This window comes from uncultured Sphingosinicella sp., assembly GCF_963974575.1.
Classification (GTDB): Bacteria; Pseudomonadota; Alphaproteobacteria; order Sphingomonadales; family Sphingomonadaceae; genus Sphingosinicella.
In genome coordinates this window covers 64,740-90,519 of record NZ_CAXBBQ010000004.1, presented here as the reverse complement: position 1 = coordinate 90,519, position 25,780 = coordinate 64,740, and the positions used below count along the sequence as shown (strand labels likewise).

Here is a 25,780-nt window from a genome sequence, read left to right as displayed (position 1 = left end):
ATGACCCTTGAACGAGGTGCTGACGGTCAAGGTTAATAGAAGATAAGTTCAAATACAGGTGCGGCCCGCTGTTGATCTTGCATCTGCGGCGGGGCTGCTGGCATTGTCCGGAACTTGTCATGAGGAGTGTTTCTGAATGCGTGAAATTGCAGTTGCGGTGTTTCTGGCGGGCCTTTTCGGAACTACAGCAGCCGAAGCGCGCCCGGTCGCTTTTGCTGATCGTGCGCCGGATGGCAGCGCAGCGATCGTTCTGCCGCTCTCCGCGAAGGAGGATCTGGCGGTACGCGGCGCCTCGCTCGATACTGCGACCCGCGATGCCGTCGGCCGTGCGCTCGACGCTGCGGCATTCGATTACAAATCGAAATCGACGCTCACCCTGCGCGGCATCGGCGCCTGGCAGCAGATCGTCGTCATTGGTGCGAAGGATGGGCTGACGCCCGCCGGGCTCCAGGACATCGGCGGCCTCGCCGCGCGGGAAACCGCATCGGCGGATGGTCCTGTCGCGCTTCTCGCGTCGGGCCTCGCGCCTGGCGCGGTGAATGCCGCCGCCGATCTCGCCATCGGCGCGGACCTCGGGGCGTACAGTTTCGATCGCTACAAGGCGCCCTCGGCAAAGCCGCGCGCGGCGGGCCGGGATGCGCCGCTCACCGTGGTCGGTGCAACCGGTGCGAACAGCTACACCGCGCAGGGCAAGGCGCTTGTCGAGGGCGTCACGCTCACGCGCGATCTGATCAGCGAGCCCTCCAACATCAAATACCCCGAAGTGTTCGTGGAGCGCGTGCGCGAAGCCTTCAAGGGCGTCGCCAAGGTGCGCATCGAAGCGCTTGGCGTGCCGGAGATGGAAAAGCTCGGCATGGGCTCGATCCTTAGTGTCGGCAAAGGCTCACCGCGCCCCCCTAGGATGCTGATCGTCGAATATCGCGGCGGTGGCAGCGAGGCGCCGCTGGTGCTCGCGGGCAAGGGCATCACCTTCGATTCGGGTGGTGTTTCGCTGAAGCCCGGCGCAGGCATGTGGCGGATGCGGACGGATATGGCCGGCGCAGCGGCGGTGGTGGGCACCGCGCTCTCGCTCGCGAAGAGCGGGGCACCCGTCAACGTCGTGGCAGTGGCAGCACTTGCGGAGAACATGCCGGACGGCGGCGCGACACGCCCCGGCGACGTCGTGAAAGCCTACAACGGCAAGACCATCGAGGTGACGAACACCGATGCCGAAGGTCGCCTCGTGCTGGCCGACGCCATCTCCTACGCGGAGGCGCGGTACAACCCGGCGGCGATCGTCGATATCGCGACGCTCACCGGCTCAGTCGGCGGTGCGCTGGGAGACGATTACGCAGGGCTTTTCAGTCGCCACGACGCTCTCGCTGCGCAGCTCATGGCTGCGGGCAAGGCGGTCGGCGAGCCGCTTTGGCAGCTGCCGCTGCATGAAGCTTACGCCGAAACGATGAAGTCGGGTGTCGCCGATATTCTGAATTCAGCTGAAGGCGGAAGGCCGGGCGCCGGCCTCGGCGCGCATTTCATCGGCGCGTTCGTGAAGCCAGAAACGCCGTGGGCGCATCTCGATGTCGCCTTCACGGTCTGGACGGACACTGCGCAGCCCAAGGCGCCTAAGGGTGCGGTCGGGTATGGCGTCCAGCTTCTCGACAGTTTCGTGCGCAACTGGAAACCAGTGCCGCGCGCGGCGGGCGAGGGCGGACGCTGATCGTTGGGGGCGGCCGGAAACGGTCGCCCCGTTCTATTCGCCCTGTTCTATTCGGTGGCTTCAAGGTGGCTGCGGGGTACCCAGCCTGCTCGCCCCTCCGGGTTGCGGCACATCACCCAGCCATGGGTTTCATCGACGGCTTCCAATACATCGCCCACCACGCAGTCCAGTTCGACCGCCGTGTAGGCGCTCCGTGCGACCGCGCCTTCGGGGCCTGAGGTGATCAGCGTGTCCGGCACCCAGCCCTCTTTTCCCGCTGCGCTCCGCGCCCACAACCAGCGGTGGCCTTCCCACATGTCTTCCTTGCCGGACAACACAAGGCGTTCTCCGGCGTCGACGGTGATCGGATCGCTGTAGACCGTCGTCCAGCTCTTGGTGACGCGGTAGCGCATATGGCGCCTGTCAGCGCATCGCCTTTTCCGCCTGCGCCCACGCGAGTTTGGCGAGCGGCACCAGCCGCTCGCTCATCGCGGCGGCGTGTGCGTTGGAGGCGGTGCCCCGAATGTACCGGCCTTTGATCCCGTGGATGATCGCGGCAAGGCGGAACATGTTGAAGGCGACATAGAAGTCGAGGTTGGGGATGCCGCTGCGCCCCGTGCGACGGCAATAGGCCTCCACGTATTCAGCTTCGCTCGGGATGCCGAGTGCCGCGAGATCCCTGCCGGCAAGCCCGGCGGTTTCTTCGGGCGGCATGCGGTACATCATCAAATGATAGGTGAAGTCGGCGAGCGGGTGGCCGAGCGTCGAAAGTTCCCAGTCCAGCACCGCGAGCACTTGCGGTTCGGTGGGGTGGAAGATCATGTTGTCGGCGCGGTAGTCGCCGTGCACCACGCTCGTCTCGTCCCCCGGAGGGATGTTCGCGGGCAGCCATTCGCAGAGGCGGTCCATCTCTTCGAAATGCCCGGCCTGCTCGTCGTCCTTGTATTGCCCGGCCCAGCGCCCGATCTGGCGGGCGAAATAGTTGCCGGGCTTTCCGAAATCGCCAAGCCCGATGGCCTCGGGATCAAAGTTGTGCAGGTCCGCGATGGTCTTGTTCATGGCATCGAAGTGCGCGGAGCGGCTTGCCGGGGATTCGTCCGGAAAAGACGTGTCCCACACGACACGCCCGTCCACACAGTCCATCACATAGAACCACGTGCCGATCACGTCTTCGTCAGTGCAGAGGCCATAGGCGCGCGCAACCGGAAAGCCCTGCGCATAAAGCGCGCTGATCACGCGGTACTCGCGGTCGACCGCGTGCGCGGATTTCAGGAGCTGCCCCGGCGGCTTGCGGCGCATCACGTAGTTCTTCGCGGGCGTCACCAGCTTGTAGGTCGGGTTGGATTGGCCGCCCTTGAACTGCTCGACCGTCAGCGGGCCCTTGTAGCCCTCCACATTGGCCTGCATCCAGTCCCCCAGGCGGCCCTCGTCGAAGCGATGCTGCTCCCGCACGGCCTGCGTTCCGGAGAACTGCTCCTGCTTACTGGTCACGCCGATTATTCCTCCCGCGCTATGGCCCTCCAACCGATATCTGACCGGTAAAAGCCTTCAGGCCACCTAATCTTTTCGGCAGCGGCATACGCCCGGTCGCGCGCCTCGCGCACATTCTGTCCCGTGGCGGTGACGTTGAGCACGCGCCCACCGTTCGCAACAAGCCTGCCTTCGCCATTCCGCGCCGTGCCTGCATGAAAGATGACAACGCCTTCGCCGGCGGCCGTTTCGGTGCCTTCGATCACAGTGCCCTTCTTCGGCGTGCCCGGATAGCCCTCGGCCGCCATCACCAGCGTCAGCGCGGGGGCGTCGTGCCACTGGACGCTGACGTGATCGAGGTCGCCATCCACCGCCGCAAGCAGCACGGGCACGATGTCGGACTTCATGCGCAGCATCAGCACCTGGCATTCCGGGTCGCCGAAGCGGGCGTTGTATTCGATCAGCTGCGGCCCGGCCTTGGTCAGCATCAGACCCGCGTAGAGCACGCCCACGTAAGGAATGCCGTCCGCCGCCATCGTGTCCACCGTGGGCTGCACGATCTCGCGCATCACCTGCGCTTCCAGCGCGGGCGTCAGTACCGGCGCGGGCGAATAGGCCCCCATGCCGCCAGTGTTCGGCCCGGTGTCGCCGTCACCGACGCGCTTGTGGTCCTGCGCGGAGGCGAGGGGGAGGGCGGTCTTGCCGTCAACGAGCGCGAAGAAGCTCGCCTCCTCGCCGGTCAGAAAGTCCTCGATCACCACCTCGGCGCCCGCAGCGCCGAAGCCGCCGCTGAACATGTCGTCGATCGCCGCGTCCGCGTCTTCGCGCGTCTCGGCGATGATGACGCCCTTGCCCGCCGCAAGCCCGTCCGCCTTGATGACGATGGGCAGTCCGCGCATCGCCGCATAGGCCTTAGCCTCGCCCGCGTCGGTGAACCGCTCATAGGCTGCGGTCGGGATTCCCGCGCGCTTGCACAGATCCTTGGTAAAGCCCTTGGAGCCTTCGAGCTGCGCGGCCTTTGCGGTCGGCCCGAACGCCTTGATGCCCGCGGCTGTCAGCGCATCCACGAGCCCCTCGACGAGCGGCTGTTCCGGCCCCACGACGACGAGGCTCACGCTGTTCGCGCGGCAAAAGGCGATCACCGCGCCGTGGTCGGCGGTGTTCATCGGCACGCAGGCGCAAACCTCGGCGATGCCGGCGTTTCCCGGCGTGCACCAAAGCGTGTCGCACAGCGGCGACTGGGTGATTTTCCAGGCGAGCGCATGTTCGCGTCCGCCGCTTCCGATAAGGAGGATGTTCATGGCCGGGCCTTGTAGAGCGTGCGCCGAGCGCTTAGCAACGCCTCATGGACGCTGCCGGCAACGCCCACGAATTCACCGTCTCCGAACTCTCCTCGGCGCTGAAGCGCAGCATCGAGGATCAGTTCGGCAATGTCCGCCTGCGCGGCGAGATTTCGGGCTGGAAAGTGCCCGCCTCCGGCCATGCCTATTTCGCGCTGAAGGACGATGCCGCGCTCATCGACGCGGTGATGTGGAAGGGGCAGCGCGCGCGCCTTAATTTCCGCCCCGAGGACGGCATGGAGGTCGTGACCACCGGTCGCCTAACCACCTATCCGGGGCGCTCCAAGTATCAGATCGTTGTCGAATCGCTGGAGCTGGCCGGCGAGGGCGCGCTTCTCGCCATGATCGAGCGGCGCAAGGCGATGCTCGCCGCCGAGGGGCTGTTCGCCGCCGAGCGTAAGCGGCCGATTCCGTGGCTACCGGAGTTGATCGGCGTCGTCACCTCGCCCACGGGCGCGGTGATCCGCGACATCCTCCACCGTCTCGGCGACCGCTTTCCGCGCGATGTGCTGGTCTGGCCCGTGAAGGTACAGGGCGACGGTGCGGCGGAAGATGTCGCGGCGGCGATCCGCGGCTTCAACGCCATGTCGCGGCGCCCGGACGTGATCATCGTCGCGCGCGGCGGCGGCTCTATCGAAGACCTGATGGCCTTCAATGAGGAAATCGTCGTGCGCGCCGCTGCCGCGTCCGAAATCCCGCTCATCAGCGCCGTCGGCCATGAAACCGACACCACGCTCATCGATTTTGCCTCGGATCGCCGCGCCCCCACACCCACCGCCGCCGCCGAACTTGCCGTTCCGGTGCGCGCCGAACTGGTTGCTGGAATCTCGTCCTTCGCCGCCCGTCTCGATCGCTGCATCGCGAAAACTGTCGAGGTCCGTTCCGAGCGCACCCGGCTATGGTCCGCACGCCTGCCAACGCCCACTGCGATCCTCGGCATGAAGACGCAGCGCCTTGATGACGTGGGCGAACGCCTGCCCCGGGCCCTTCGTGCAGGGCTCCAGCAGTGGCAGGGGCGCTATGCTCAGGCCGCAGAGCCGCTGCGCGCCGCCATGCGAAGCCGTATCGCAGAGGCACGCCACGATCTTGCCGGCGCTGCGACGCGGCTCCGCCCGACGTTGCTCACGGGCCTTGTCCAGCGCGCCACGGATCGCGCCGCATCTTCGGGACGTCTGCTCGAATCGCTCAGCCCGCTCGCCATCCTGTCGCGCGGCTACGCCGTGGTCACGCGGCCCGATGGTAGCCTTGTGAAGCGCGCGGACGAGGCGCGCCGCGAAGCGCGCCTTGGCCTACGCTTCGGCGACAGCGCCGATCCGGTGGAGGTTGTCGTGGGCGGCGGTGGCACAAAACCGCGCAAATCGGCTCCGCAGGGCGATACACCCTTGCAGGCGAAGCTCCTCTAGACGACATTATGCCCGCTATGCTCAAACTTGGTGAAGGCCGCCCGGCGCGGCTCCAGTATCTTTCCGGCTCTTACCGCGTGCTCCAGCAGGGCGACCACGTCACCTGCGCGGTCACCGGCACGCGCGTCCCGCTTCAGAACCTGCGCTACTGGAGCCACGAACTGCAGGAAGCCTATGTCTCCGGCGAAGCCGCCGCCGCGCGCTACACAGAAATGCGGGCACTGGGCCGCCTTTAAGACGAGGGCGTTCCGCTCTTGCTTTTGGCGCTTTTGTTAAAACGCTTCGAACAGCCGCGGCTTTTTTATTGTCAGTTTCGATAACCTATCGATTTCGATCGCGTTTTCCGCGCGTCTTGGCGAAACGCTATTGCACAGTAATAAAATTACAATTTTTCTGTCGTTTTCGTTACCTGCTTGCACTGAGTGTGTCCGCACCGTCACACTGCATATTCGAAGCGTGTAATGCCGCCTGAGGGCTGCTTTACACTTCGACAATATTCCAAGACAAACGCTGAAGGTCCGTAATGGACTGCGTTGACATGTGTTTTTGTGTCAGATGCGAAAAAAGAAGCCTGAATAGGCGTGTTTCGCAATGATGCAGAGATGCAACACATGCCGATGACGAAACTGGGACAACTGTAAAAGGACTGGGACGTGAACAACGCGAAATTTTCGCTCTATCGTCGTGCGCTGTGCACAAGCAGCGTATTGGTCACCGCTGCAGCGATCGCTGCTCCGGCGTTTGCGCAGGAGCAAGAGGTGGCTGAGGGCGTTTCCGAGGAGACCATCATTGTTACGGGGTCGCGTATCGTGCGCCCGAATATCGACGCTGCCAGCCCGATCGCCGTGGTGACGGGCGAGGAAGTCGTCGCCAACGCCGACGTCACGCTCGACACGTTCCTCAACACGCTTCCGCAGGTGAACCCGGCAGGTTCGACTACATCGAACAACCCCGGCAACAACGGCCAGTCGAACGTTGACCTTCGTGGCCTCGGCAGCAACCGCAACCTGGTTCTGATCAACGGCCGTCGTCCGATGGTGTCGGGTACCGATCAGTCGGTCGACCTCAACACGATCCCGCAGGGTCTTATCGAGCGCATAGAGGTCATCACGGGCGGCGCTGGTGCGACTTACGGTGCGGACGCGATTGCCGGTGTCGTGAACATCATCACCAAGAACGATTTCGAAGGCCTCGATTTGCGCGCGACCTATTCGAATTCCGTTCCGGAGATGGATGCCAAAGAATATCAGATCAGCGGAACGCTCGGCGGCAACTTCGCTGATGGCCGCGGCAATGTCGCACTGTCGGTCGAATATTCGAAACGCGAATCGCTCATCAAGGCGCAGCGCAAGTTCGCACAGCAGGCGACCTCCACGACCGGTTCATTCCCGACAGGCCGCTATACGTCTGCCGCTGGAAACCCCATCGATCCGGATGCGATCTCGGCACTGTTCGCAGGGTACGGCGTCGATCCAAAAGATTATCCGACGGAAGGTCTGCTCGCATTCAACTCGGATGGTTCGCTGTTCGGCATCGGCACGTTCAACAATCCGCGCGACGTGGCGAACTATCGCTATGATCTTGAATCGTCGCCCGCGAATGCGAACCTGAACTTCTTCCCGGACTTCTATTCGTACAACTTCGATATCGTGAACCTCCTCGTGCTGCCGCTCGAACGCAAATCGGCGTTCTTCCGCGGTAACTACGAGGTAAGCTCGTCGTTCGAGTTCTTTACGCAGGCAGGTTACACCGAGTACACCTCGTCAAGCGCGCTTGCGCCGACGCCTGTGGGTGTCACGATCCGTGCGCCGGGCGAGAACAGCGAAATTCAGGCCAGTTCGGCCCTGATTTCTCCCGGTGGTCGTGCGACGGGCTTCATGGTTCCGGTCACGAACCCCTTCATGCCGGCAGACCTTCTGACACTGCTGAGCACCCGCACCGGCGACAATACTAACTACGCGGGCTCGGGCGCCACGGAAGCGGTCAATATCGGTTACCGTTTCCTTGGTACCGGTCTTCGCGAGCAGGTGTTCGACAACCAGGTTCTGCAAGGCCTGATCGGCGCCCGCGGCGACATCGCGGAAGGCTGGCGCTACGAGGCGTATTACTCGTGGGGCCGTACGGTTATCGATCAGGAAGCGCGTGGTAACGTCAACGTGCAGCGCGTGCAGGAACTGCTGGAAGCCGAGGATGGCGGTGTCAGCATCTGCGAAGGCGGCTTCAATCCGTTCGGCATTCAGCCGCTGTCGCAGGATTGCGTTGACTACGTGGACGAGGTTGGCCGCACGTCGACCAAGTTCACGCAGAAGATCGCGCAGGCGTATGTCACCGGCGACCTCGTCGAGCTGCCAGGCGGCACGATGTCGATCGTGCTCGGTGCCGAGCAGCGCAAGTTCAAGTACTCGTTCGATCCGGGCGCGCTGTTCGGACCGATCGCGGGCTTCAATACGTCCGTTCCTGCCGGCGGCACCAACACGTTCACCGACTTCTTCGGCGAGCTGTACGTGCCGGTCATCGCCGACAAGCTGGACGTGACGCTGCAGGGCCGTCGTTCGAAGAGCGATTTCAACGACGTCGTGAACGGCGTCAACGGAACGCCCTCCACCGACTGGACCTACGGCGCGACGGTCATCTTCTCGCCCATCCAGCAGCTTCGCCTTCGTGGTACCTACCAGCGCTCGGTACGCGCACCGAACTTCGGTGAGCTGTTCTCGGGGGGTGGCGGCTTCCCGCAGATTTTCGACCCTTGCTCGATCTCCAGCAACTTCCGGAACTCGGGTGGTGCCGCGGCAACGGACATCTGCGCGAATGCGGGCCTCACGGGTGGCCTGGGTACGCTCGTCGACACGTTCGCGGCAACGCCGGGCGCGCAGGCGTTCATCACCACGACGGGCAACACGAACCTGAAGCCGGAAAAGGCGGATACGTTCACGCTCGGCGGTGTGTTCAACTGGAACGGCTTCACCGGTTCGATCGACTACTACAACATCAAGATCAAGGACGTGATCCGCGTTCCTGATCCGAACATCTTCATCGCGGCCTGCTACGGCTATCTTGGCCAGAACGAAGGTCTTGATGATGGTACGCCGTACTGCGATTCGGTGTGGCGTTCGGGCGGTAACATTGTCGGCATCATCGCGCCTGAAGAACTCGGCGGTGACGAGAACGGCTACTTCCAGTTCATCAACCAGGGCAAGATCAAGACGTCGGGTATCGATTTCCAGCTCGGCTACAACCTGCCGACGGATTTCGTGAAGGGTGAATCGAGTCTCTCCATGAACCTCTTCCTGAACTACCTGATCGAGTACAAGATCGAGGAAATTCCGGGCCTCACGATCGATTATGCCGATACGGTTGCGTATTTCGGCGCCGGTCTCGGCCAGAGCTTCCCCGAGTGGAAGGGTCACCTCAATCTGGCTTGGAACATGGACCCTATCACGCTGTCGACGCGTATCCGGTATATCGATGGCATGAAGAACCGTGCCTCCGTACAGTTCGAAGGCGAGGAGTTCACAGGGCCAGGTTCGGTGATCTACGTCGATGCTGCCGTCGAGGCGAACATCGATCCGGTCACACTGCGTCTGGGTATCAACAACCTGTTTGACAAACAGCCGCCGCAGTATGCGCCGAACGTCCAGTCCGGAACGGATCCATCGCTCTACGACGTGATCGGTCGCCGCGCCTATGTCTCGGCACGTCTCAGGTTCTAGTCCGGAACCCTGAAAGGTGACGGAGGGCGGAGCTGAAGCTCCGCCCTCTTTTTTGTGTTGCGGATGCCATGGCGCTTTGCCCGGATCACAATTAGATAGTTGAAATATGAGCATATCCGAACACGTGAATCTCGCGGTTGCGGCTTTCAAGCAAGGCGATCTGGCGCGGGCGCGGCACGAGGCCGAAATTGCGCTCAAGTGGCAGCCAAGCGCGCCGCAAATCCTCCAGCTTGCGGGCGTAATCTGTTGTCAGTCCGGCGATCTGGCCCAAGGCGCCGCTTACCTGCGCAAGGCGATGCAAAGCGGCATGGATACGCCCGAACTTCGGCTCAATATCGCTCGCGCCCTTTCGGAACTCGGAGAATTTGATGAGGCGCTGTTGGTTTGCGAAACCGCGAAGGCACCGAATTTCCTTTTACGGCGAATGCGCGCGGACATTCTGAAAAGAGCCGGGGAACATCTGGGCGCTGCGGCGATTTACCGTTCCTTGCTTGATGAGCAACCCGGCGACTTCGAAGCCTGGAACAACCTTGGCAATACGCTTCACGAGTCCGGCGATTTCGGCGGCGCGATAACTGCGCTGGTGCAGGCGCGATCGATCAGCCCTGCGACGGCCCTCATCCATCTCAATCTCGGGCGCGTATTTCAGTCCGCGGACCGGTATGAAGACAGCCTCGCGGCACTGAGCGAGGCGGCACACCTTTCGCCCCGCGACGCGACCGTGATGTTCGAACTCGGAAAATGCCTGCGCCATATGGGCAAGAGCTCCGAAGCGCTCGCAGCGCTTGGAACTGCGGCGCGTCTGGATTCCAAGAATGCGGATATATTCATTGCGCTCGGCCAGACATTCTCTGATCTCGCCGATCTTGCGCAGGCCGAACGCGCGTATCGTTTCGCGCTGCAAGCCGATCCGCGCTCGGCCGCAGCCTATCTCAATCTCGCTATTCTGCTTGAGCAGGCCAACCGGATCGATGAACTCGAAGCCTTGCTCAAGGCGGCGACCACGGCTGGCGCGCAAGGCGACGAATTCGGATATATCAATGCGATGATTCTTCGACGGCAGGGCAACCTCGCGGATGCGCTGCAGACGGCGCAGTTTTCACTTCCCGACAGTCTCGATCCCGCAATTCGCTTCCTGTTCATTGGTCAGGTCGCAGATCACCTGGGCGAGATCGACACCGCCTTTTCGGCATTCGAGGATATGAACCGGGTGACGGCAAGCTATCCCGATGCACGCCGTTTCGATGGGACCGAGCATCGCCGCCATGTCGAAGACCTGCTTGCGGCAACGACCCCTTCCGCAGTGGAGGGGTGGCCCACTGCGGCGTCCCCGGAAAGTGGACGTGCGCCCGCGTTTCTCCTAGGCTTCATGCGGTCGGGGACGACGCTTCTGGATACCATTCTCATGGGCCATAGTGGCACGCATGTTCTAGAAGAAGAGCCGATCCTCGCGCATATCGAAGACATCGCTGGTGGCATCGAAAGGCTGGGCAATCTCGACGAACGTTCCATTCTCGATTTGCGCGCCCGTTACCATACCGAAGCGGCGGCGCGGGGGGCGTTTCCCGAGCAGAGCCTTTTGGTCGACAAGAACCCGCTCGCGTCGCTGCGCACGCCGCTTATCCACCGGCTGTTTCCCGACGCCCGTTTTATTTTCACATTGCGTCACCCTTGCGATGTCGTGCTTAGCTGCTTCATGCAGAACCTCAAGATCAACCAGGCGATGGCGAGTTTTCTCAATCTCGAGAACGCTGCGCTGCTCTACGACCGGGTCATGCAATATTGGGAAACGTGTCGGTCCCTCCTGCCGCTCCGCATCCATACGATTCGCTACGAGGACATGGTGGAGAACGTCGAGGGAGAAATACGGCCTCTGCTGGAATTCCTGGATTTGGCATGGGAGGATTCCGTACTCGATCACCAGCGTGTGGCGGTAGAACGCGGATACATTCGTACGCCGAGCTATGCGCAGGTTACCGAGAGCATCTACAGTCGGGCAAGCGGCCGCTGGCTCCGTTATCGGCATCATATGGAACCGGTGCTTCCCATCCTGGCACCTTGGGCTGAGAAGTTCGGCTACGACATGGAATGACGCAACTCAGGGGTATTTGGATCGGAACCAGCCTGTCACCGATAGCCGCGATGTGGGTGCCATCGGATTGACGTAGCTGACGCTGTGCGCTGCCGGAACCCGGAACAGACGAAGCGATCCCATTGCAGGCGTGAAGGCGCCGTCAATATTGCCGTCCTCGCCATGAAACATCAGCAGGCCACCCCACTCCGGCTTCCAGTCGGGCTGAAGACCCATCACGTAAGCCGCAAGCCGATGTTTGCCTTCGATGTCGTCGTCGTGGCGGGTGAGGAAATGTCCGGGCGAATAAGATGTGGCCTGCCCATCCGCAAAGTGCGGAGCGGCCACGCCCATGATCTCTCCAATACATTCAAGAACCGGGGACGAATTCATGAATTTGACGAAGCCGTCGAGCAAGGCGCTGCTTCTCGTCCGCAAGTGCGCCTCGTCGGGAACCCTTATGCTTTCGTAGCGGTACTGAAAGCCTTCTCGTGCGGCCTGGATCACTAAAGTATCGAGTTCGGCTTTCTGTGCATCCGTGAGTTCGCTGAAACGGTTGCGCGGAAGCTCGTAAACGCCCGATGCCGCCCGAAGCACGAGAGTCCAGTCGTCTCGGGCGAGCAAGTGTGCACGTAGCGCTGATGCATCCGCGGGCGAGATGAAGTCTCTGATCTCGACACGCCCGGCGGTTCGGAACTGCAGCGCCAGGGCGGCTCGGTCGATGTTCGGATTGATCGCGAAAGGTGTTTTCAACTCGGTGCTCGCTCGCGGGTTCGTTCGGTGGATTGAGTTTGGGCTTGTGACTGTATATGCTTGAAGACATTCGCGGGAGACTTTGTATGCGCAGGGCCCTGTTTATTGTGTTGGCAATGTTCTTTGCCTTGAGCACCGGCAGCGTGATGGCTGAAGGGCAGACTCAATCACAGACATCGGCCAAAAAGAATGAAAATGACCGTATCATCTGCAAATCAAGCCCGAAGACGGGAACACGCTTCGGTTCGAAAACCTGCATGACGGCCCGGGAATGGGAAGAGGTAGCCGAAAATCACCGCCGCGCCGCGGCGGAAATGATCGATCGCGCCATTATCGACACGCGGCGGGGCAACTAGGGCGTCGTGTGGAAAAGTGGGAACCGATTTTCCGCCAGAAACGATGCGACAACAAAGAGATAGAGCGAGCAGCGTGATTCCGAAATCACGCTGCTTGTTCTATAAGACCAATAAACGTTAAAGCGCGGGTATGTTTTCAGCCACTTCGCCAGGTTGAACTGGCATGACCGAGCATGGTAACTGATTGTCCGCTGGCGATCCGAAGCTGGCGGATGGACCTGAACATGGATTTCGAAGCCCCTTTTGTTCGGCTGCGCAAGCGCTACTGTGCGGAAACGATTGCGCGAGAGGTAGCGGCGCTCGGCCCCGGCGCCTGGGTGCCTCATCCTGCAAAATTGCCCGGCAATGATGCCCTGCTTCTGATTACTGCGCAGGGCCAGATCACCAACGCCTTTACCGGGCCGATGGCGCCCACCGAGCATCTGAAAAAATGCCCTTATATCATGAATATAATGACCGATCTCGGGGGAGTGTGGGGGCGTAGTCGTCTGATGGGCCTCGCACCCGGCGCACAAGTGCCGGACCATGTGGATATCAATTACTACTGGCGGACGCACATACGCATCCACATTCCTGTAATCACGTCACCCAAAGTGCTGTTCACCTGTGATCGCACGACCGTACATATGCAGGCGGGCGAATGCTGGGTATTTGATTCCTTCCGGAAGCACAATGTGCAGAACGGCGGCACGGCGAAGCGCATTCACCTCGTACTCGATACCGTCGGCACGCCGGAGCTTTGGGATCTGATCGAAACGGCGAAAACTGATGATCTGCAGTCGCCGGCGGGTGGGCCGTTTCTTGCGCCGAGGCAGAGCGACGCGCGCGCCCTGGCATTCGAACAGTATAATGTTCCGAGCGTGATGACGCCCTGGGAGGTGCGCTGTCACATCGGCTATGTTCTGAGCCACGTGAAACGGACGCCGGCGGTCGAGCGTATCGCGGCGCGGCTCGACCGGTTCGCTTATGGCTGGCTTGCAGTCTGGACGCAGTTTGGCCCTTCGCCGGAGGGGCAGGCTGCGTATCGGAGGCTGGTCGAGGGCATGCAGGCCGAACTGCATGCCCTCGGTGCCAGCGCCATCCTGCTTGCAAACGAAGTGCCTATAGACCGTGTGCTGAGCGAACTCATTTTCAGGGCGGCGCTGCCGGCGGCTCAGCCTCCCCAAGCCCGCGTGGTGCCGAGCACGGCGAAAAGCCTGCAGACCGCATGATCGTCTCTCATCAGCACCGCTTCATATTCGTCGCTGTCCCCAAGACGGGTACGCACACGGTTCGTGAAGCTTTGCGTCCGCACCTTGGTCCTGATGATATGGAACAGGCACGGCTGTTCATCGAAAAGAAGTTTCCCATTCCCGAACTGGCGCGCATTGGGCACGGCCACCTCAGCTTCCAGCAGGTCCGGCCATTTCTGGGCGAGGACGCGTTCTCGGCCTACTTCAAATTCGCCTACGTGAGAAATCCCTTCGATCGCTTCGTTTCCTACTGCGCATTTGCGACGAGCAAGGATGGAGCCTTCCAGCGAGACCCGCGCGGCGTGATGCGGCATTTCCTGTTCGTGGCTCCGCCGCATCAGCACATGGTCTTCCAGCCGCAACACAAGTTTCTTGTCGGTCCCGACGGCAAGCTTCAGGCCGATTTCGTTGGGCACGTTGAGGATATGCAGACCGCCTACGACGAGATCTGCGCGCGCCTCGTCATACCTTCGGCGACGTTGGGCAGGGTCAATGCGTCGTGCCACGGCTATTATCGGGATTATTACGATGAACAGCTGATCGAGGGCGTGAAGAAAATCTACGGACGCGACCTGGAATTGTTCGGCTACGAATTCTGAAAGGTGACGGCGATGCTTCCCAATCCTCGCAAGACGCAGACCATACGGCGGCTTGGCACGGTTGATATTGCCGCTTTGCGCGCGGCCGTCCTGGCCATGCCGGAAGCACTTTGGGATACGGAAAACGTCGCCAAACCCAACCGTTTCGATGCACTCGACAAGACGCGACACATCGTTTTTCGTTTTGTGAGCAACTACCGGGATTGGCGCCTGTCCTACAGTCGGCCGATTTGGGAAGAATGGCGCTATCTGCTGGAACCCGTTCTCAGCGAGGCGATCGCGTCCTATGGCTACGCGCGAGGCGATTTTCCCCGCGTCATGCTGGCGCGAATGCCTGCTGGGGGCGTCATAAAGTTACACCGCGACGCGAACCCCGCAGCGAAATGGCCGCACAAGGTACACGTGCCGCTTCTCACCAACGACCAAGTCGCGTTTATGATCGACGGCAAATCATACCATTTTCCGGAAGGAGAGTCGGTCGAGGTCAACAACATGGGGATACATGGCGTCCACAATCGCGGGACAACGGATCGAATCCACCTGATCTTTGAATATTTTGACAAGGAACAGGCGCCACCCGCATGGGCGCTCCCGCTTGTCGAGACGGTCTGAAGCCGGAACTACCGCACGCGTGCCACGCCGATATAACCGTTTCGGCCACTGAACGTCATCCGGTAGCCTCCGATCCCGCCCCGCCTGACTTCAATGGTGGTCTCCGGCCGAACCAGGCCGCGGAAATTGCTGTTGCTCGTCTCCCGCCAAACCTGACCGTTGGCAAACATGAACACACGGCGCCGCGCCGCGTCCGTCCAGACCTCCACGATTTCCGATATCACAGAAGTGACAGCGTCTTCACGGTCAGCGCTGTCCTCGTCGGCAACAGCCTCGCGCGCCTTGATCTGGTCTTCGCGCAGGCCGAAATCTTCCGCGCTGCGCGCTTTCCGACGTTCGCTCATCTGCTTCGCGAGCATTTCCGAAGACGCTGCAGCAGCGTCGTAGCATCCAAGCCGCTGGACGGTATCGGCGATCCCGCGACACTTCTGAAAGGCACCGAGCACATCTGCTTCATCCGCAAGCACGGATGCAGGGGCCAGTGCGATTGTGAAAGCGAGCGCCAAGGCGCGTTTTCCTGCAGGCATGATCATCCCTTTCCTGCGAGCCACCGTACATTGGTGTCGCATCATGCCTGCAAGGTCAACGATCAGCCCACCTGAAACGCCAGCGCCCCGTCGCCTTCGTCCACCTTTACGCTGGCGCCGTCGCCGATCTCGCCGGAGAGGATCTTGTCGGCGAGGGGGTCCTGCAGGTACTTCTGCACGGCGCGTTTCAGCGGCCTTGCGCCGTAGACGGGATCGTAGCCCACCCGGCCTAGCCACGCCCTTGCGGCATCGGTGAGGTCGATGGTGATCTTCCGGTCGGCGAGCAGCTTCTGCACGCGCGAAACCTGAAGATCGACGATCGGTCCCATGTGCGCCTGCGCCAGCCGGTGGAACAGGATGATCTCGTCGAGCCGGTTCAGGAACTCGGGCCGGAAATGCCCGCGCACCACGGTCATCACCTCGTCTTCCACATCCTTCACCGTCTGGTCGTCGCGCAGTGACGAGAGATACTGCGAACCGAGGTTCGAGGTGAGAATGATGATGGTGTTGGTGAAGTCCACCGTGCGGCCCTGGCTGTCGGTCAGCCGCCCGTCGTCGAGCACCTGGAGGAGCACGTTGAAGACGTCCGCGTGCGCCTTCTCCACCTCGTCGAACAGCACGACCTGATAGGGCCTACGCCGCACCGCCTCGGTGAGCACGCCGCCCTCGTCGTAGCCGACATAGCCCGGAGGCGCGCCGATCAGGCGGGAGACGCTGTGCTTCTCCATGAACTCGCTCATGTCGATGCGCACCATCGCGCCCGCGTCGTCGAACAGGAATTCGGCGAGCGCCTTGGTGAGTTCGGTCTTACCGACGCCGGTGGGGCCGAGGAACAGGAAGCTCCCCAAGGGCCGGTTCGGATCCTGAAGCCCCGCACGCGCGCGGCGCACGGCAGCGGACACGGCCTTCACGGCGTCTTCCTGCCCGATAACGCGCTTGCCGATCAGCGCCTCCATCTGCAGCAGCTTCTCGCGCTCGCCTTCCAGCATCCGATCTACCGGAATGCCGGTCCAGCGCGAGACGACACCGGCGATGTCGTCGGCAGTGACTTCCTCGCGCACCATCGCGCCCTTGCTGGCGCCTTCAGCTTCCGCGAGCTGCTTTTCGAGCCCCGGAATGACGCCGTAGGAGAGTTCACCCGCGCGGCCGAGATCCCCCGAACGCTGCGCCTGTTCCAGCTCGATGCGCGCGGCGTCGAGCTGTTCGCGCAGCTTCGTTTCGGACTGCATCTTTTCGCGCTCGGCCTGCCACCGGGCGGTCAGCTCGCGCGATTGTTCCTCCAGATCGGCGAGGTCGCGCTCCAGATTGGCCAGCCTGTCCTTGGACGCGTCGTCCTTTTCCTTCTTCAGCGCCTCGCGCTCGATCTTGAGCTGGATAATGCGCCGGTCGAGGTTCTCGATCTCCTCGGGCTTCGATTCCACCTCCATGCGCAGGCGCGACGCGGCTTCGTCCATCAGGTCGATGGCCTTGTCCGGCAGGAAGCGGTCGGTGATGTAGCGGTTCGAAAGCGTCGCGGCGGAAACGAGCGCCCCATCGGTAATGCGCACGCCGTGGTGAAGCTCGTACTTCTCCTTGAGCCCGCGAAGGATTGAGATCGTATCCTCCACGGTCGGCTCGCCCACGAACACGGGCTGGAAGCGCCGCTGCAGGGCAGGGTCTTTCTCCACGTGCTTGCGATACTCGTCGAGCGTCGTCGCGCCGATGCAGTGCAGCTCGCCGCGCGCCAGCGCAGGCTTCAGTAAGTTGGAGGCGTCCATCGCGCCTTCGGACTTGCCCGCGCCGATCAGCGTGTGCATCTCGTCGATGAACAGGATGATGTTGCCCTCGGCGGCTTTCACCTCGTCGAGCACGCCCTTCAGGCGCTCTTCGAACTCGCCGCGATACTTCGCGCCCGCGATCAGGCTGCCCATGTCGAGCGCCATCACGGTGCGGTCCTTGATGCCGTCGGGCACGTCGCCGTTGGCGATGCGGAGCGCTAGCCCTTCCGCGATCGCGGTCTTGCCGACGCCCGGCTCGCCGATCAGCACGGGGTTGTTCTTGGTGCGCCGCGCCAGCACCTGAATAGTGCGGCGGATTTCCTCGTCGCGGCCGATGACGGGGTCGAGCTTGCCCTCGCGGGCAGCGGCGGTCAGGTCGCGCGCGAATTTCTTCAGCGCGTCATAGCGGTCCTCCGCCCCGGCCGTATCGGCGGTGCGACCCTGCCGCAGATCCTCGATAGCGCTATTCAGGCCCTGCGGAGTCACGCCCGCGGCGGCGAGTGCCTTGCCCGCGGCGGTTTCCTTGGCGAGAGTCAGCGCCAGCAGCAGCCGCTCGACGGTGACGAAGCTGTCTCCCGCCTTCTTCGCGACCTCCTCGGCCTGCGTCAGCACGCGCACGGTGTCGTTGTCCCACTGCACGTTCTGCGCGCCGCCGCCGGAAACCTGTGCGTGCTTCGCCAGCGCCTGATCGATCTCGCGCACCGCCGCGCGCGCGTCGCCGCCTGCCTTGCCGATCAGGCCGGCGGCCATGCCTTGGTCGTCTTCCAGCAGTGCCTTCAGCAGATGCTCGGGCGCCACACGCTGGTGGCTCATGCGGATCGCGACGGTCTGTGCGGACTGCAGGAATCCTTTGGCGCGGTCGCTGAATTTCTCGATATTCATAGCAGTTACATCCCCCTTGACGGGCAATCATGGACTGAGCGCGATATGGTGTTGCAGTTTTGCAACGCAAGCGCCCGGTGCAAGTTTTTTGCACCGGGCGTCACACCCGTACCATGACTCCGATCAAACAGCGGAGGGTTAACGGCGCTTGCGGCCTTCCAGTTCCTCGAACGTCTTGTTGCCGATGGGGTAGTCCCGCCAGTTGCCGTAATCGAAGTGCCACCACTCCTCGGGATAGACGTCGAAGCCCTCGGCCTCGATCGCGCTGCGCAGCACCTCGCGCAGCCAGCGTTGGTGATCAGTGCCGCCAACGAAGTTGGAGTAGGAGCGGGTCGAGAACTCGTCGTAGCGGCCCGTCGTTTCCATGGGTTTGCCGGTGACGAGCTCGAACATGGTGAGGTCGACCGCCGCGCCCCGGTTGTGGCGGGAGCCCTGCGAAGGATCGGCAACGAACATGCGGCTTGAAACCGGGCTCGCATCCCAGAACATCTTGGTGACGTACCACGGGCGATAGGCGTCGTGGATAAGCAGCCCGTAGCCGCGCTTCCGCAGCGCCTGGTTCACGCGCGACAACGCCTCGGCGGCAGGCCGCTGCAGGAAGGCGCGGGCGCTTTCGTACACCGGGATGCCCATGAAGTTGTTGATGCCCGCATAGCGGATGTCGAGCCGGATCGTCGGATCGGCCTTGGTGATCGCGTAGAGATCGCTCGGCTTTGCCGATGGCGGCTCGCTGGGCGGCGTGGCTGCAAGCGCGGCGGCGCGAAGCCCCGCGAAATTGGCCTGCACGCCGGCGCGCACCTTCGCCTCCACCTCCGCGCCGAAATCGCGGCGCGGGAAGCGGATGCCGCCAAGGTTCGCGGCAGTCACTGCGCCGGCCGCATTGCGTTCGAACGTCAGGGTTTCGAACGGGTAGAGGCCGCGATCGGTGGGGAAGGCGTAGCGGTCGGCACTCGTGCGCGTCAGCTCCGTATGTTCGGTCCACTCGATCCACACAAAGGGCCTGCCGTCGCGCTCATAGATGCGAAGCACGTTGTGCTCCCATCCGTAGTCGCCGATCAGCGCGGCAAGCTCGGCGTTCGGCAGCGGCGGCTCGGGCATCTCGCCGCGCGCGTAGCGCACACCGCCGACCTCGATCCACGATGCGTCGTCGGCGATGGCAAGTTTGTCGAAGCGGGTCTGCGCGTCTTCCACCATGAAGCCCGTGGGCGTCCGGCGGACGTCGCCGACGAGTTCGGGGGCGTCGATGACGAGGTGGCCCGCGTAGATGCGTGTGCTGACGCTCTGCTTGCCGTTCGTGAACCAGCCGGAAAGGCGCTTTGCCTCCGCGCCTGTCACAAGCTCGCCCTTCGCGTACGAAGGCGCTTCGGTTCCCGTCTTCAGCGCTAGCACCGTGCGAAGCGCGTAGTCGGCCAGCTTGTTCGTGATGGGGTTAGAGGCATCGACCGTCGTGAAGGCGACAACGCCGAGGCCGGCTTCGGGCATCACGAGCAGCTGCGTCGAATGACCATAGATGGCGCCGCCGTGGCCAACGACACGCTTTCCGTCCATGTCCGCGACGACGAAGCCCAAGCCGAAGATACGCGCGCCCGAAGCCGGGTATTGGCGTCTCCACATCTCGTCGAGCGAGGCGACTTTCAGCATGCGGCCGCTCGGGATCCCGCCCTTGTTCAGCAGCGCCTGCGCGAAGCGGCCAAGATCACCCGTTGTTGTGTAAAGGCTGCCGGCTGCGGGCATGCCGAGTTCGATAGGTGGTGCAGCCACGCGCGGGCCGTCGAAGGCTGCCATCTCGCTATGGGCGATGCGCCCGGCGAACGGCGCGGCGGTAAGGCCGCTCGATGTCATGCCGAGCGGATCGAGCACGAGCGCGTGGAGAGCCTTCTCGAAGGGCATCCCGGTCACCCGCGCGATCACCTCGCCCACAACTGCGATCCCGGCGTTCGAATATTTGGTGACACTTCCGGGCGCGGCAACGAGCGTGGTCTCATTGATGCTGAGAACGCTGTCAGCCTGGTCCTTGGGCGTGATGTCGAAATAATTGCCGCGCGGGGATTCGCGCACGAGCCCGCTGCGGTGCGTCATGAGCTGGCGCAGCGTGATCTCTCCGCCGAACGGGTTCTTGGGTTGGAATGTCGGCAGGTAGGTGCGGACGGGAACGTCGAGCTTCAGCTTGCCCTGCTCAACCAGCTTCATCACGGCAACGTCGGTGAAAAGCTTGCTCACCGAACCTGCCCGGTAGACCGTATCGGCAGAGGCGGGCACCTTGCCCGCCGCATCCGCCTTGCCCCATGCGCCCGACCAGCGCACGCCTTCCGGGCCGATGATCGCCACGGCAATCGAAGGGATCTGCTTTTCGCGAACCTCCCACTGCGCCGCGTCCGCAATCAATGCGGCGGCGCGGTCGAGCGCGGGGTCCGGTGCCTGTGCCAGCGCGGCGGTCGGGGCCACCAGCACGATGATCCAGGCCAACAGTCTCTTCATCATTCCGTCTTTCCCTCTTTGTCCGCGGCAGCTCAGAAGTATGTGCGCACCGATCCCGTCACGACGAGCGCATCGTCCACGATATACAGCAGCTTCCATTTGTCGAAGGTCGTGCACGGATGCGAAATGCCAAGGCTGATGAGGTCGCCCGGCTGCAACGGCGATTCCGCAGGCACATCGATATAGGCGTGCTGATCGTCGAGGCGGACGACGCGGTGCGTATCGCTTAGCGGAACTGGCGCCGCGCTCGGGCCAGGGCGGACCCAGGCGAGCGGGGTGGGGCGGGCCACGTCCTCGCCGATGTCGCGCTTTCCAAAGCCTGCGATCACGCGTGTCGGTTCGGGCCGCGAGTGGACATACGCCCAGACTTCCAGTGCGGGACGCAAACCTTCGCCAAGTCTTGCCGCAATCGGCGACCGCGCTTCGAGCTGGTCGATAAGCTGTTGGTAGAAGTGGCTGTCATGCACGAGGTAGCAGCCGCTGCGCAGCAGCACGAGGAAGGGGCGTTCCTTGCGGGCTTCGCCGAAGGTTTGCGCAACGCGGTCGAACAGCGATGATCCGCCGGCGGACAGCATCGCTTCCCCGGAAAACAGGCCGGTATCGTAGCATTGCTCGGCAAGGCGGACGATCCGCTGCAGCAGGGCATCGACCTTCGCGTCGCGTTCGGTCGCTTCGAGGCCCTGAACAATACCCTCGAACGCTTCGATTCCGCGCAGGCAGACAAAGGGGGACTCGGCGATCCTCTGTGCCGCGGCCAGCGCTTCTGCATTGTCGCGAAAGCCTGTGCGGCCGCCCGGGAAGCCAAGTTCGATCAGCACTTGCAGGCGTCTGCCCGTGGGTGCCTCGGCGAGGCCCGCCTCAAGGAGATCGATCGCCTGCATGGAATCCACCAGGCAGTAGAAATCGAAGTCGGGATTGGCGCGCAGTTCGGCCGCGACATAGGCGATGTTTTCGCGGCCCACGAGTTGGTTCGCCATGAAGATCCTGTCGATGCCGAACGCGCGATAGGCGCGGACATGGCAGGCGTTCGCAGCGGTAATCCCCCAGGCACCGTCCGCCATCTGCATGGCGAACAGTTCGGGGCTCATCGTCGTCTTGCCGTGCGGGGCGATCTGCGTCCCGGTCAGTTCGGTAAAGCGTTTCATCCAGCGGCTGTTGTGTTCCATTGCCGAGCGGCGCAGCACGGCTGCGGGCAGCATCAGGTCCTCGCCTGGAATGGAAAGCCCGGCCCCGGCCAGTGTCGCAGCGTCTCCACGCCACGCAGCAGGCAGGCCCTTTATCCGCCAATCGAGTGATTCTGGCGGCACGATGATGCTCATTTGTCTCTCGTTTCCTGGTTTTGTTTTATTTTCGCGCGCGATCGTAGCGGATCACCTTGCCCGCCCGGGCGCCGGTCAATTTGCCGTCGTCGATGGCAAGCACGCCGTTTACGAACACGTAGTCCATGCCGGTCGAATACTGTGCCGGGTTCTCGAAGGTAGCGCGGTCCTGAACGGTGTCGGGGTCGAAGATCAGAACGTCGGCAGCATAGCCGACACCCAGCCTGCCGCGATCAAACAGCCCGAGCCGGTTCGCCGATGCCGAGGTCATGCGCCGGATCGCTTCCTCCAGCGGGATCACCTTCTCCTCGCGCACGTATTTCGCGAGCACGCGCGGCATCGTGCCGTAGGCGCGCGGGTGCGTGGCGATGCCGTCGACGTCGGGGCTTGCGGGCGATGTGTCCGTGTTGATCATCACGAACGGCGCCTTCAGCGCGATGCGCTTCTGCTCCTCGTTCATGCTGAGCGGCGCGACGCTGACGCCGCCTTCGGCGATCGTATCGAACACGAACGTCCACACCTCTTTGCCGCGCAGCTTGGCCGCTTCGGCAATGCTGAGGCCTGCGAGTTCCTTGCCGAGCCGGTCGTCGGTGATCTGGACGTTCGCCCAGTCCTGCCCGACATGGTCGTACCAGTTTTCCCACGATGTGTCGGTCTCCACCACCTTGCGGAGATCGGCGCGCACCTTGGGGTCCGCGAGGGTCTTGTAGAAGGCTTCCGCCCCCTTCGCATAGGACCACGGCGGCACGAACGAGCCAAGGCCGATGCCGTTGCGCACGTAGGGGTAGATGTCGGTGGTGACGTCGAGGCCCGCGGTGCGCGCGTCGGCGATCTTGTCGACGGCCTTTTGCATCAGCGGCCAGTTCTTCACGCCGGCCGCTTTCAGGTGGTAGATCTGCACGGGGATGTCCGCGCCTTTGCCGATTGCGATCGACTCGTCGATGGCCTGGAGAAGCTGGTTGCTCTCGTTGCGCATATGCGTGGAATAGAAGCCACCGTACGGCTTCACCATCTTCGCGAGTTCGACGAGTTCCGCCGTGGTCTGGTAGTTTCCGGGCGGGTAGATGAGCGCGGTGGAAAGGCCCGACGCGCCGTCGCGCATCGCGTCGTCCACCAGCGTCTTCATGGCGTCCATTTCGCGCGGTGTCGGCTTCCGATCCTCTACGCCCATCACGACACGGCGGACCTGCGCGGCGCCGACGTTATGGACCACGTTCACCGGCACGCCGAGTTTTTCGAGGATGTCGAAATACTCTTTGTAGGTGCGCCAGCGATACGGCTTGCCCTGGATCATCACGGGATCAGGCTGGGTCGTCTCGTTCTGCGGCGCGGGCGATCCACCTTCGCCGCTCAGATGCACCGTAATCCCCTGCGTCAGCCTGGACCGCGCCGAAGCTGGATTGGTCACGTAAACGAGCGTGCTCTGCCCCATGAAATCCATGAAGCCGGGCGAAACAACCCGATCCTTCGCATCAATGATCCGCGCAGCCCGCATGGTCTCGGTCGCCTCGTTTCCGATCCACGCGATCTTCCCATCGTCAATCGCAACAGCACCCCGGAACCATGGGTTCCCGCTGCCATCCACGATCCGCGCATTGGTGATCAGAAAGTCCCAAGTGTCCTCAGCCTGCGCCGTCGGCGAGAATGCTGTCAGCAGCACCGCGCCAAGCGCGGCTTGTGTTCGCATCTTCATCATCGTGTCCCGTGCTCAGTTGACAGTGAGGAAGTGGTCGTAGGCGACACGGGCGATGTCCGCGATCACCTTGTCCTGCACATCCTTGCCCTTGGTGTCGCCCTTCACGAACACGGCGATGGCAAACTGTTTGCCGTTCGGGAGCGTGATGATCCCGACGTCATTCGCCACAGAGTTCAGCGTTCCGGTCTTGTGCGCGACCACCGTGTCGGAGGGAAGCAGCCCCTTCAGCCGCTTCTCGCCGGTGCGGCAGCGCTCCATGATCTCGATCAGCGTCTTCGTGCTCTTCGCGCTCATCGCCTTGCCGGAATGAATTCTGAGCAGCAGTTGCACCATCGCCTCGGGCGTCGAGGCGTCGCGCGGATCGGCATTGAACGGAATGTTTGGCCCGCGACTGCGCATCGTGGGGTCAGCCTTGTAGGCAGCTTCGACGTTTTCCTTGAAGGTCGGTAGGCTGGGGTTCTCGATGCCCATCGCACGGTAGATGAGATGCGCCGTGTCACCATCCACACGCTGGCCGGAAATGCCCTGTCCGCGCAGCCAGGCGGTTACACCCGCAGGACCTCCTGCGAGCTGGACGAGGACGTCGGTGGACGTATTGTCGCTCTGGGTGATCATGAATTCGAGCAGGTTGTAAACCGAAAGCGCAATGCCCGGATGCGGTGTCTGGATCGCCATTCCGTACGAGCCGACGAGCAACTTGGGGTCGACCGTCACCATCTGGTCCAGCGTCAGTTCACCTTTGTCGATCCGCTCGAAGATCTTGCCGGCGACGGCAATCTTGAACGTGCTCGCCATTGGGAAAGTTGTCCCCGCATTCAGCGTGGCCATCTCCTTGCCGCCGATCGCCTGGACCGCGACGCCGACGGTCCCATCCGTCTGCTCGGCAAAAAGCTTGAACGCATCGGAAAGGCGGCTCTGTGTGGCGGCAACCGCAGGTGCTGCCAGGGCGGGTGCCGTGAGGGGGGGCGCCGAGGCCAGAAGGGCAGCCGAGACGAAAACCATAATGGAAGCGCGGCGCATGGGCAGTCCTTTCATCGTTTGTCGGTAGAAGGGCGTTCCGCCGCGAAGAGACTGCGGCGATTTTCATATTTGTCAATTTCTGAAAAATCTGATGTAGCGGATATTGTTTCGCGGCCATGACAGCGGGGCGTTGCTCTGCTAACTTGCGGCAACAGGAGAGGATCAGAATGTCTACCGCAAACCGCAGTGCTGCGCGCCCTACGGCTGCAGTTTCTTCCGCGGACATTGACCCGGGCGAAGTTTTGCGCGGTATCCGTACGGAGCGCGGCCTGACGCTTGCGGAAGTGAGCAAGCGGACCGGTATGCCGATTTCGACATTGTCCAAGGTTGAAACAGGCAAGATATCGCTCAGCTACGAGAAGTTGATGCGCCTCAGCCGCGGTCTCGACATCGACATTACGCGTCTGTTCGCGGCGCCGAAACCCGCTTCCGGGACGGGACGGTCGCTCACTACGGGACGGCGCACGATCACGCGTTCCGGCGATGGTCCCAGGATACGCACCGCAACCTACGATTACGTCTATCCCTCCGCCGATCTTCTCAACAAGTCGCTTAATCCAATGATCATCGATGTCCGCGTGCGGTCGATCGCTGAATTCGGCGACCTGATGCGACATCCGGGCGAGGAGTATGCGCTGGTTCTTGAAGGCCAGTGCGAATTCCATTGCGACCTTTACGCTCCCTCTCTGATGTCCACCGGGGACTCGGTCTATTTCGATGGTAGCATGGGCCATGCCTATGTCGCGGTGGGAGATGGTCCCTGCCGCATCCTCTCCATCTGTTCGGCTACCGATGCCGACCTGAAGTCGGCACTTCATCCTTTATCCAAGGACCTTGCATAACAAAGTATTGCGGGCGGTCCGGCTAGAACTCCGGA

Annotated in this window: 22 protein-coding genes; 10 read left to right on the top strand and 12 right to left on the bottom strand. The window is 62.5% G+C overall.

Translation table 11 applies throughout. The features are described from left to right. Positions 1-136 precede the first annotated feature (136 nt). Positions 137-1,699, top strand: coding sequence for a leucyl aminopeptidase (locus tag AAC014_RS08330; RefSeq protein WP_339706819.1), 1,563 nt, complete (start codon positions 137-139; stop codon positions 1,697-1,699). 47 nt (positions 1,700-1,746) lie between these two features. Here the strand turns inward: AAC014_RS08330 and AAC014_RS08325 are convergent, their stop codons facing one another. From AAC014_RS08325 to purD, 3 genes are read right to left on the bottom strand one after another with little or no spacing between them, the layout of a single operon-like run. Next, positions 1,747-2,091 carry an SH3 domain-containing protein gene (locus AAC014_RS08325; protein ID WP_339706816.1) on the bottom strand — a complete coding sequence of 115 codons (345 nt, stop codon included), beginning with the start codon at positions 2,089-2,091 and terminating at the stop codon, positions 1,747-1,749. A 10-nt stretch (positions 2,092-2,101) separates the two neighbouring features. Continuing rightward, positions 2,102-3,169, bottom strand: a complete 1,068-nt coding sequence (locus AAC014_RS08320) for a phosphotransferase family protein (RefSeq protein ID WP_339706813.1) — start codon at positions 3,167-3,169, stop codon at positions 2,102-2,104. 5 nt (positions 3,170-3,174) lie between these two features. Beyond that, a complete protein-coding gene (purD, locus tag AAC014_RS08315) occupies positions 3,175-4,449 on the bottom strand; it encodes a phosphoribosylamine--glycine ligase (RefSeq protein ID WP_339706810.1) in 1,275 nt (424 codons plus the stop codon). Between the two features lie 44 nt (positions 4,450-4,493). Between purD and xseA the strand changes: the two genes are divergently transcribed. The 3 genes from xseA to AAC014_RS08300 all read left to right on the top strand — a co-directional run bounded on the left by xseA (position 4,494) and on the right by AAC014_RS08300 (position 9,601). After that, a complete protein-coding gene (gene xseA, locus AAC014_RS08310; protein WP_339706807.1) occupies positions 4,494-5,891 on the top strand; it encodes an exodeoxyribonuclease VII large subunit in 1,398 nt (465 codons plus the stop codon). 17 nt (positions 5,892-5,908) lie between these two features. After that, positions 5,909-6,127, top strand: a complete 219-nt coding sequence (locus tag AAC014_RS08305; protein ID WP_339707848.1) for a DUF2093 domain-containing protein — start codon at positions 5,909-5,911, stop codon at positions 6,125-6,127. Between the two features lie 522 nt (positions 6,128-6,649). Next, positions 6,650-9,601, top strand: coding sequence for a TonB-dependent receptor (locus tag AAC014_RS08300; protein WP_339706804.1), 2,952 nt, complete (start codon positions 6,650-6,652; stop codon positions 9,599-9,601). Positions 9,602-9,692: 91 nt separating this feature from the next. On the opposite strand, the gene AAC014_RS08295 is transcribed toward AAC014_RS08300, so the two are convergent. Together AAC014_RS08295 and AAC014_RS08290 are read right to left on the bottom strand one after the other, a co-directional pair. Continuing rightward, positions 9,693-9,872 (bottom strand): hypothetical protein, encoded by a 180-nt coding sequence (locus AAC014_RS08295; protein WP_339706801.1) that lies wholly within the window; start codon positions 9,870-9,872, stop codon positions 9,693-9,695. Between the two features lie 144 nt (positions 9,873-10,016). Then, entirely contained in the window at positions 10,017-10,619 is a 603-nt protein-coding gene (locus tag AAC014_RS08290; RefSeq protein WP_339706798.1) for a hypothetical protein, read from the bottom strand. Here AAC014_RS08290 and AAC014_RS08285 point away from each other — a divergent pair. Then, positions 10,587-11,693 carry a sulfotransferase gene (locus tag AAC014_RS08285; protein ID WP_339706795.1) on the top strand — a complete coding sequence of 369 codons (1,107 nt, stop codon included), beginning with the start codon at positions 10,587-10,589 and terminating at the stop codon, positions 11,691-11,693. The two genes, AAC014_RS08290 and AAC014_RS08285, sit on opposite strands and share 33 nt — an antisense overlap. Before the next feature lie 6 nt (positions 11,694-11,699). Here the strand turns inward: AAC014_RS08285 and AAC014_RS08280 are convergent, their stop codons facing one another. Then, a complete protein-coding gene (locus AAC014_RS08280) occupies positions 11,700-12,425 on the bottom strand; it encodes a 2OG-Fe(II) oxygenase family protein (protein WP_339706792.1) in 726 nt (241 codons plus the stop codon). Positions 12,426-12,511: 86 nt separating this feature from the next. Here AAC014_RS08280 and AAC014_RS08275 point away from each other — a divergent pair, with 86 nt between their 5' ends. From AAC014_RS08275 to AAC014_RS08260, 4 genes are all read left to right on the top strand, one after another. Beyond that, positions 12,512-12,781 (top strand): hypothetical protein, encoded by a 270-nt coding sequence (locus tag AAC014_RS08275; RefSeq protein WP_339706789.1) that lies wholly within the window; start codon positions 12,512-12,514, stop codon positions 12,779-12,781. A 224-nt stretch (positions 12,782-13,005) separates the two neighbouring features. Beyond that, on the top strand, positions 13,006-13,992 hold the full coding sequence (locus tag AAC014_RS08270) for an aspartyl/asparaginyl beta-hydroxylase domain-containing protein (protein WP_339706786.1): 987 nt from the start codon (positions 13,006-13,008) through the stop codon (positions 13,990-13,992). Next, entirely contained in the window at positions 13,989-14,612 is a 624-nt protein-coding gene (locus tag AAC014_RS08265; protein WP_339706783.1) for a sulfotransferase family 2 domain-containing protein, read from the top strand. Before AAC014_RS08270 ends, AAC014_RS08265 begins: the two co-directional genes overlap by 4 nt. A 12-nt stretch (positions 14,613-14,624) precedes the next feature. Continuing rightward, positions 14,625-15,224, top strand: coding sequence for an aspartyl/asparaginyl beta-hydroxylase domain-containing protein (locus AAC014_RS08260; RefSeq protein WP_339706781.1), 600 nt, complete (start codon positions 14,625-14,627; stop codon positions 15,222-15,224). Between the two features lie 8 nt (positions 15,225-15,232). Here the strand turns inward: AAC014_RS08260 and AAC014_RS08255 are convergent, their stop codons facing one another. The 6 genes from AAC014_RS08255 to bla form a co-directional block, all read right to left on the bottom strand. After that, a complete protein-coding gene (locus tag AAC014_RS08255; RefSeq protein ID WP_339706779.1) occupies positions 15,233-15,751 on the bottom strand; it encodes a hypothetical protein in 519 nt (172 codons plus the stop codon). 62 nt (positions 15,752-15,813) lie between these two features. Next, the gene (gene clpB / locus AAC014_RS08250) at positions 15,814-18,390 is read right to left on the bottom strand and encodes an ATP-dependent chaperone ClpB (protein ID WP_339706776.1); all 2,577 of its coding nucleotides are present in this window, start codon (positions 18,388-18,390) and stop codon (positions 15,814-15,816) included. Positions 18,391-18,528: 138 nt separating this feature from the next. After that, positions 18,529-20,871, bottom strand: coding sequence for a serine hydrolase (locus AAC014_RS08245; RefSeq protein ID WP_339706773.1), 2,343 nt, complete (start codon positions 20,869-20,871; stop codon positions 18,529-18,531). 29 nt (positions 20,872-20,900) lie between these two features. Then, positions 20,901-22,187, bottom strand: a complete 1,287-nt coding sequence (locus AAC014_RS08240; protein ID WP_339706770.1) for an amino acid deaminase — start codon at positions 22,185-22,187, stop codon at positions 20,901-20,903. Between the two features lie 25 nt (positions 22,188-22,212). Then, positions 22,213-23,880, bottom strand: coding sequence for a D-aminoacylase (locus tag AAC014_RS08235; protein ID WP_339706767.1), 1,668 nt, complete (start codon positions 23,878-23,880; stop codon positions 22,213-22,215). A 15-nt stretch (positions 23,881-23,895) separates the two neighbouring features. Continuing rightward, entirely contained in the window at positions 23,896-24,903 is a 1,008-nt protein-coding gene (gene bla, locus AAC014_RS08230) for a class A beta-lactamase (RefSeq protein WP_339706764.1), read from the bottom strand. 167 nt (positions 24,904-25,070) lie between these two features. Between bla and AAC014_RS08225 the strand changes: the two genes are divergently transcribed. Next, a complete protein-coding gene (locus AAC014_RS08225; protein ID WP_339706761.1) occupies positions 25,071-25,745 on the top strand; it encodes an XRE family transcriptional regulator in 675 nt (224 codons plus the stop codon). Positions 25,746-25,780: the final 35 nt, after the last annotated feature.

Excerpts from the sequence above, each read along its gene's own strand:
- AAC014_RS08330 (WP_339706819.1), top strand. The coding sequence starts at position 137 with ATGCGTGAAATTGCAGTTGCGGTGTTTCTGGCGGGCCTTTTCGGAACT.
- AAC014_RS08325 (WP_339706816.1), bottom strand. The coding sequence starts at position 2,091 with ATGCGCTACCGCGTCACCAAGAGCTGGACGACGGTCTACAGCGATCCG.
- purD (WP_339706810.1), bottom strand. The coding sequence starts at position 4,449 with ATGAACATCCTCCTTATCGGAAGCGGCGGACGCGAACATGCGCTCGCC.
- xseA (WP_339706807.1), top strand. The coding sequence starts at position 4,494 with ATGGACGCTGCCGGCAACGCCCACGAATTCACCGTCTCCGAACTCTCC.
- AAC014_RS08305 (WP_339707848.1), top strand. The coding sequence starts at position 5,909 with ATGCTCAAACTTGGTGAAGGCCGCCCGGCGCGGCTCCAGTATCTTTCC.
- AAC014_RS08275 (WP_339706789.1), top strand. The coding sequence starts at position 12,512 with ATGCGCAGGGCCCTGTTTATTGTGTTGGCAATGTTCTTTGCCTTGAGC.
- AAC014_RS08270 (WP_339706786.1), top strand. The coding sequence starts at position 13,006 with ATGGATTTCGAAGCCCCTTTTGTTCGGCTGCGCAAGCGCTACTGTGCG.
- AAC014_RS08265 (WP_339706783.1), top strand. The coding sequence starts at position 13,989 with ATGATCGTCTCTCATCAGCACCGCTTCATATTCGTCGCTGTCCCCAAG.
- AAC014_RS08260 (WP_339706781.1), top strand. The coding sequence starts at position 14,625 with ATGCTTCCCAATCCTCGCAAGACGCAGACCATACGGCGGCTTGGCACG.
- AAC014_RS08255 (WP_339706779.1), bottom strand. The coding sequence starts at position 15,751 with ATGCCTGCAGGAAAACGCGCCTTGGCGCTCGCTTTCACAATCGCACTG.
- clpB (WP_339706776.1), bottom strand. The coding sequence starts at position 18,390 with ATGAATATCGAGAAATTCAGCGACCGCGCCAAAGGATTCCTGCAGTCC.
- AAC014_RS08245 (WP_339706773.1), bottom strand. The coding sequence starts at position 20,871 with ATGATGAAGAGACTGTTGGCCTGGATCATCGTGCTGGTGGCCCCGACC.
- AAC014_RS08240 (WP_339706770.1), bottom strand. The coding sequence starts at position 22,187 with ATGAGCATCATCGTGCCGCCAGAATCACTCGATTGGCGGATAAAGGGC.
- AAC014_RS08235 (WP_339706767.1), bottom strand. The coding sequence starts at position 23,880 with ATGAAGATGCGAACACAAGCCGCGCTTGGCGCGGTGCTGCTGACAGCA.
- bla (WP_339706764.1), bottom strand. The coding sequence starts at position 24,903 with ATGCGCCGCGCTTCCATTATGGTTTTCGTCTCGGCTGCCCTTCTGGCC.
- AAC014_RS08225 (WP_339706761.1), top strand. The coding sequence starts at position 25,071 with ATGTCTACCGCAAACCGCAGTGCTGCGCGCCCTACGGCTGCAGTTTCT.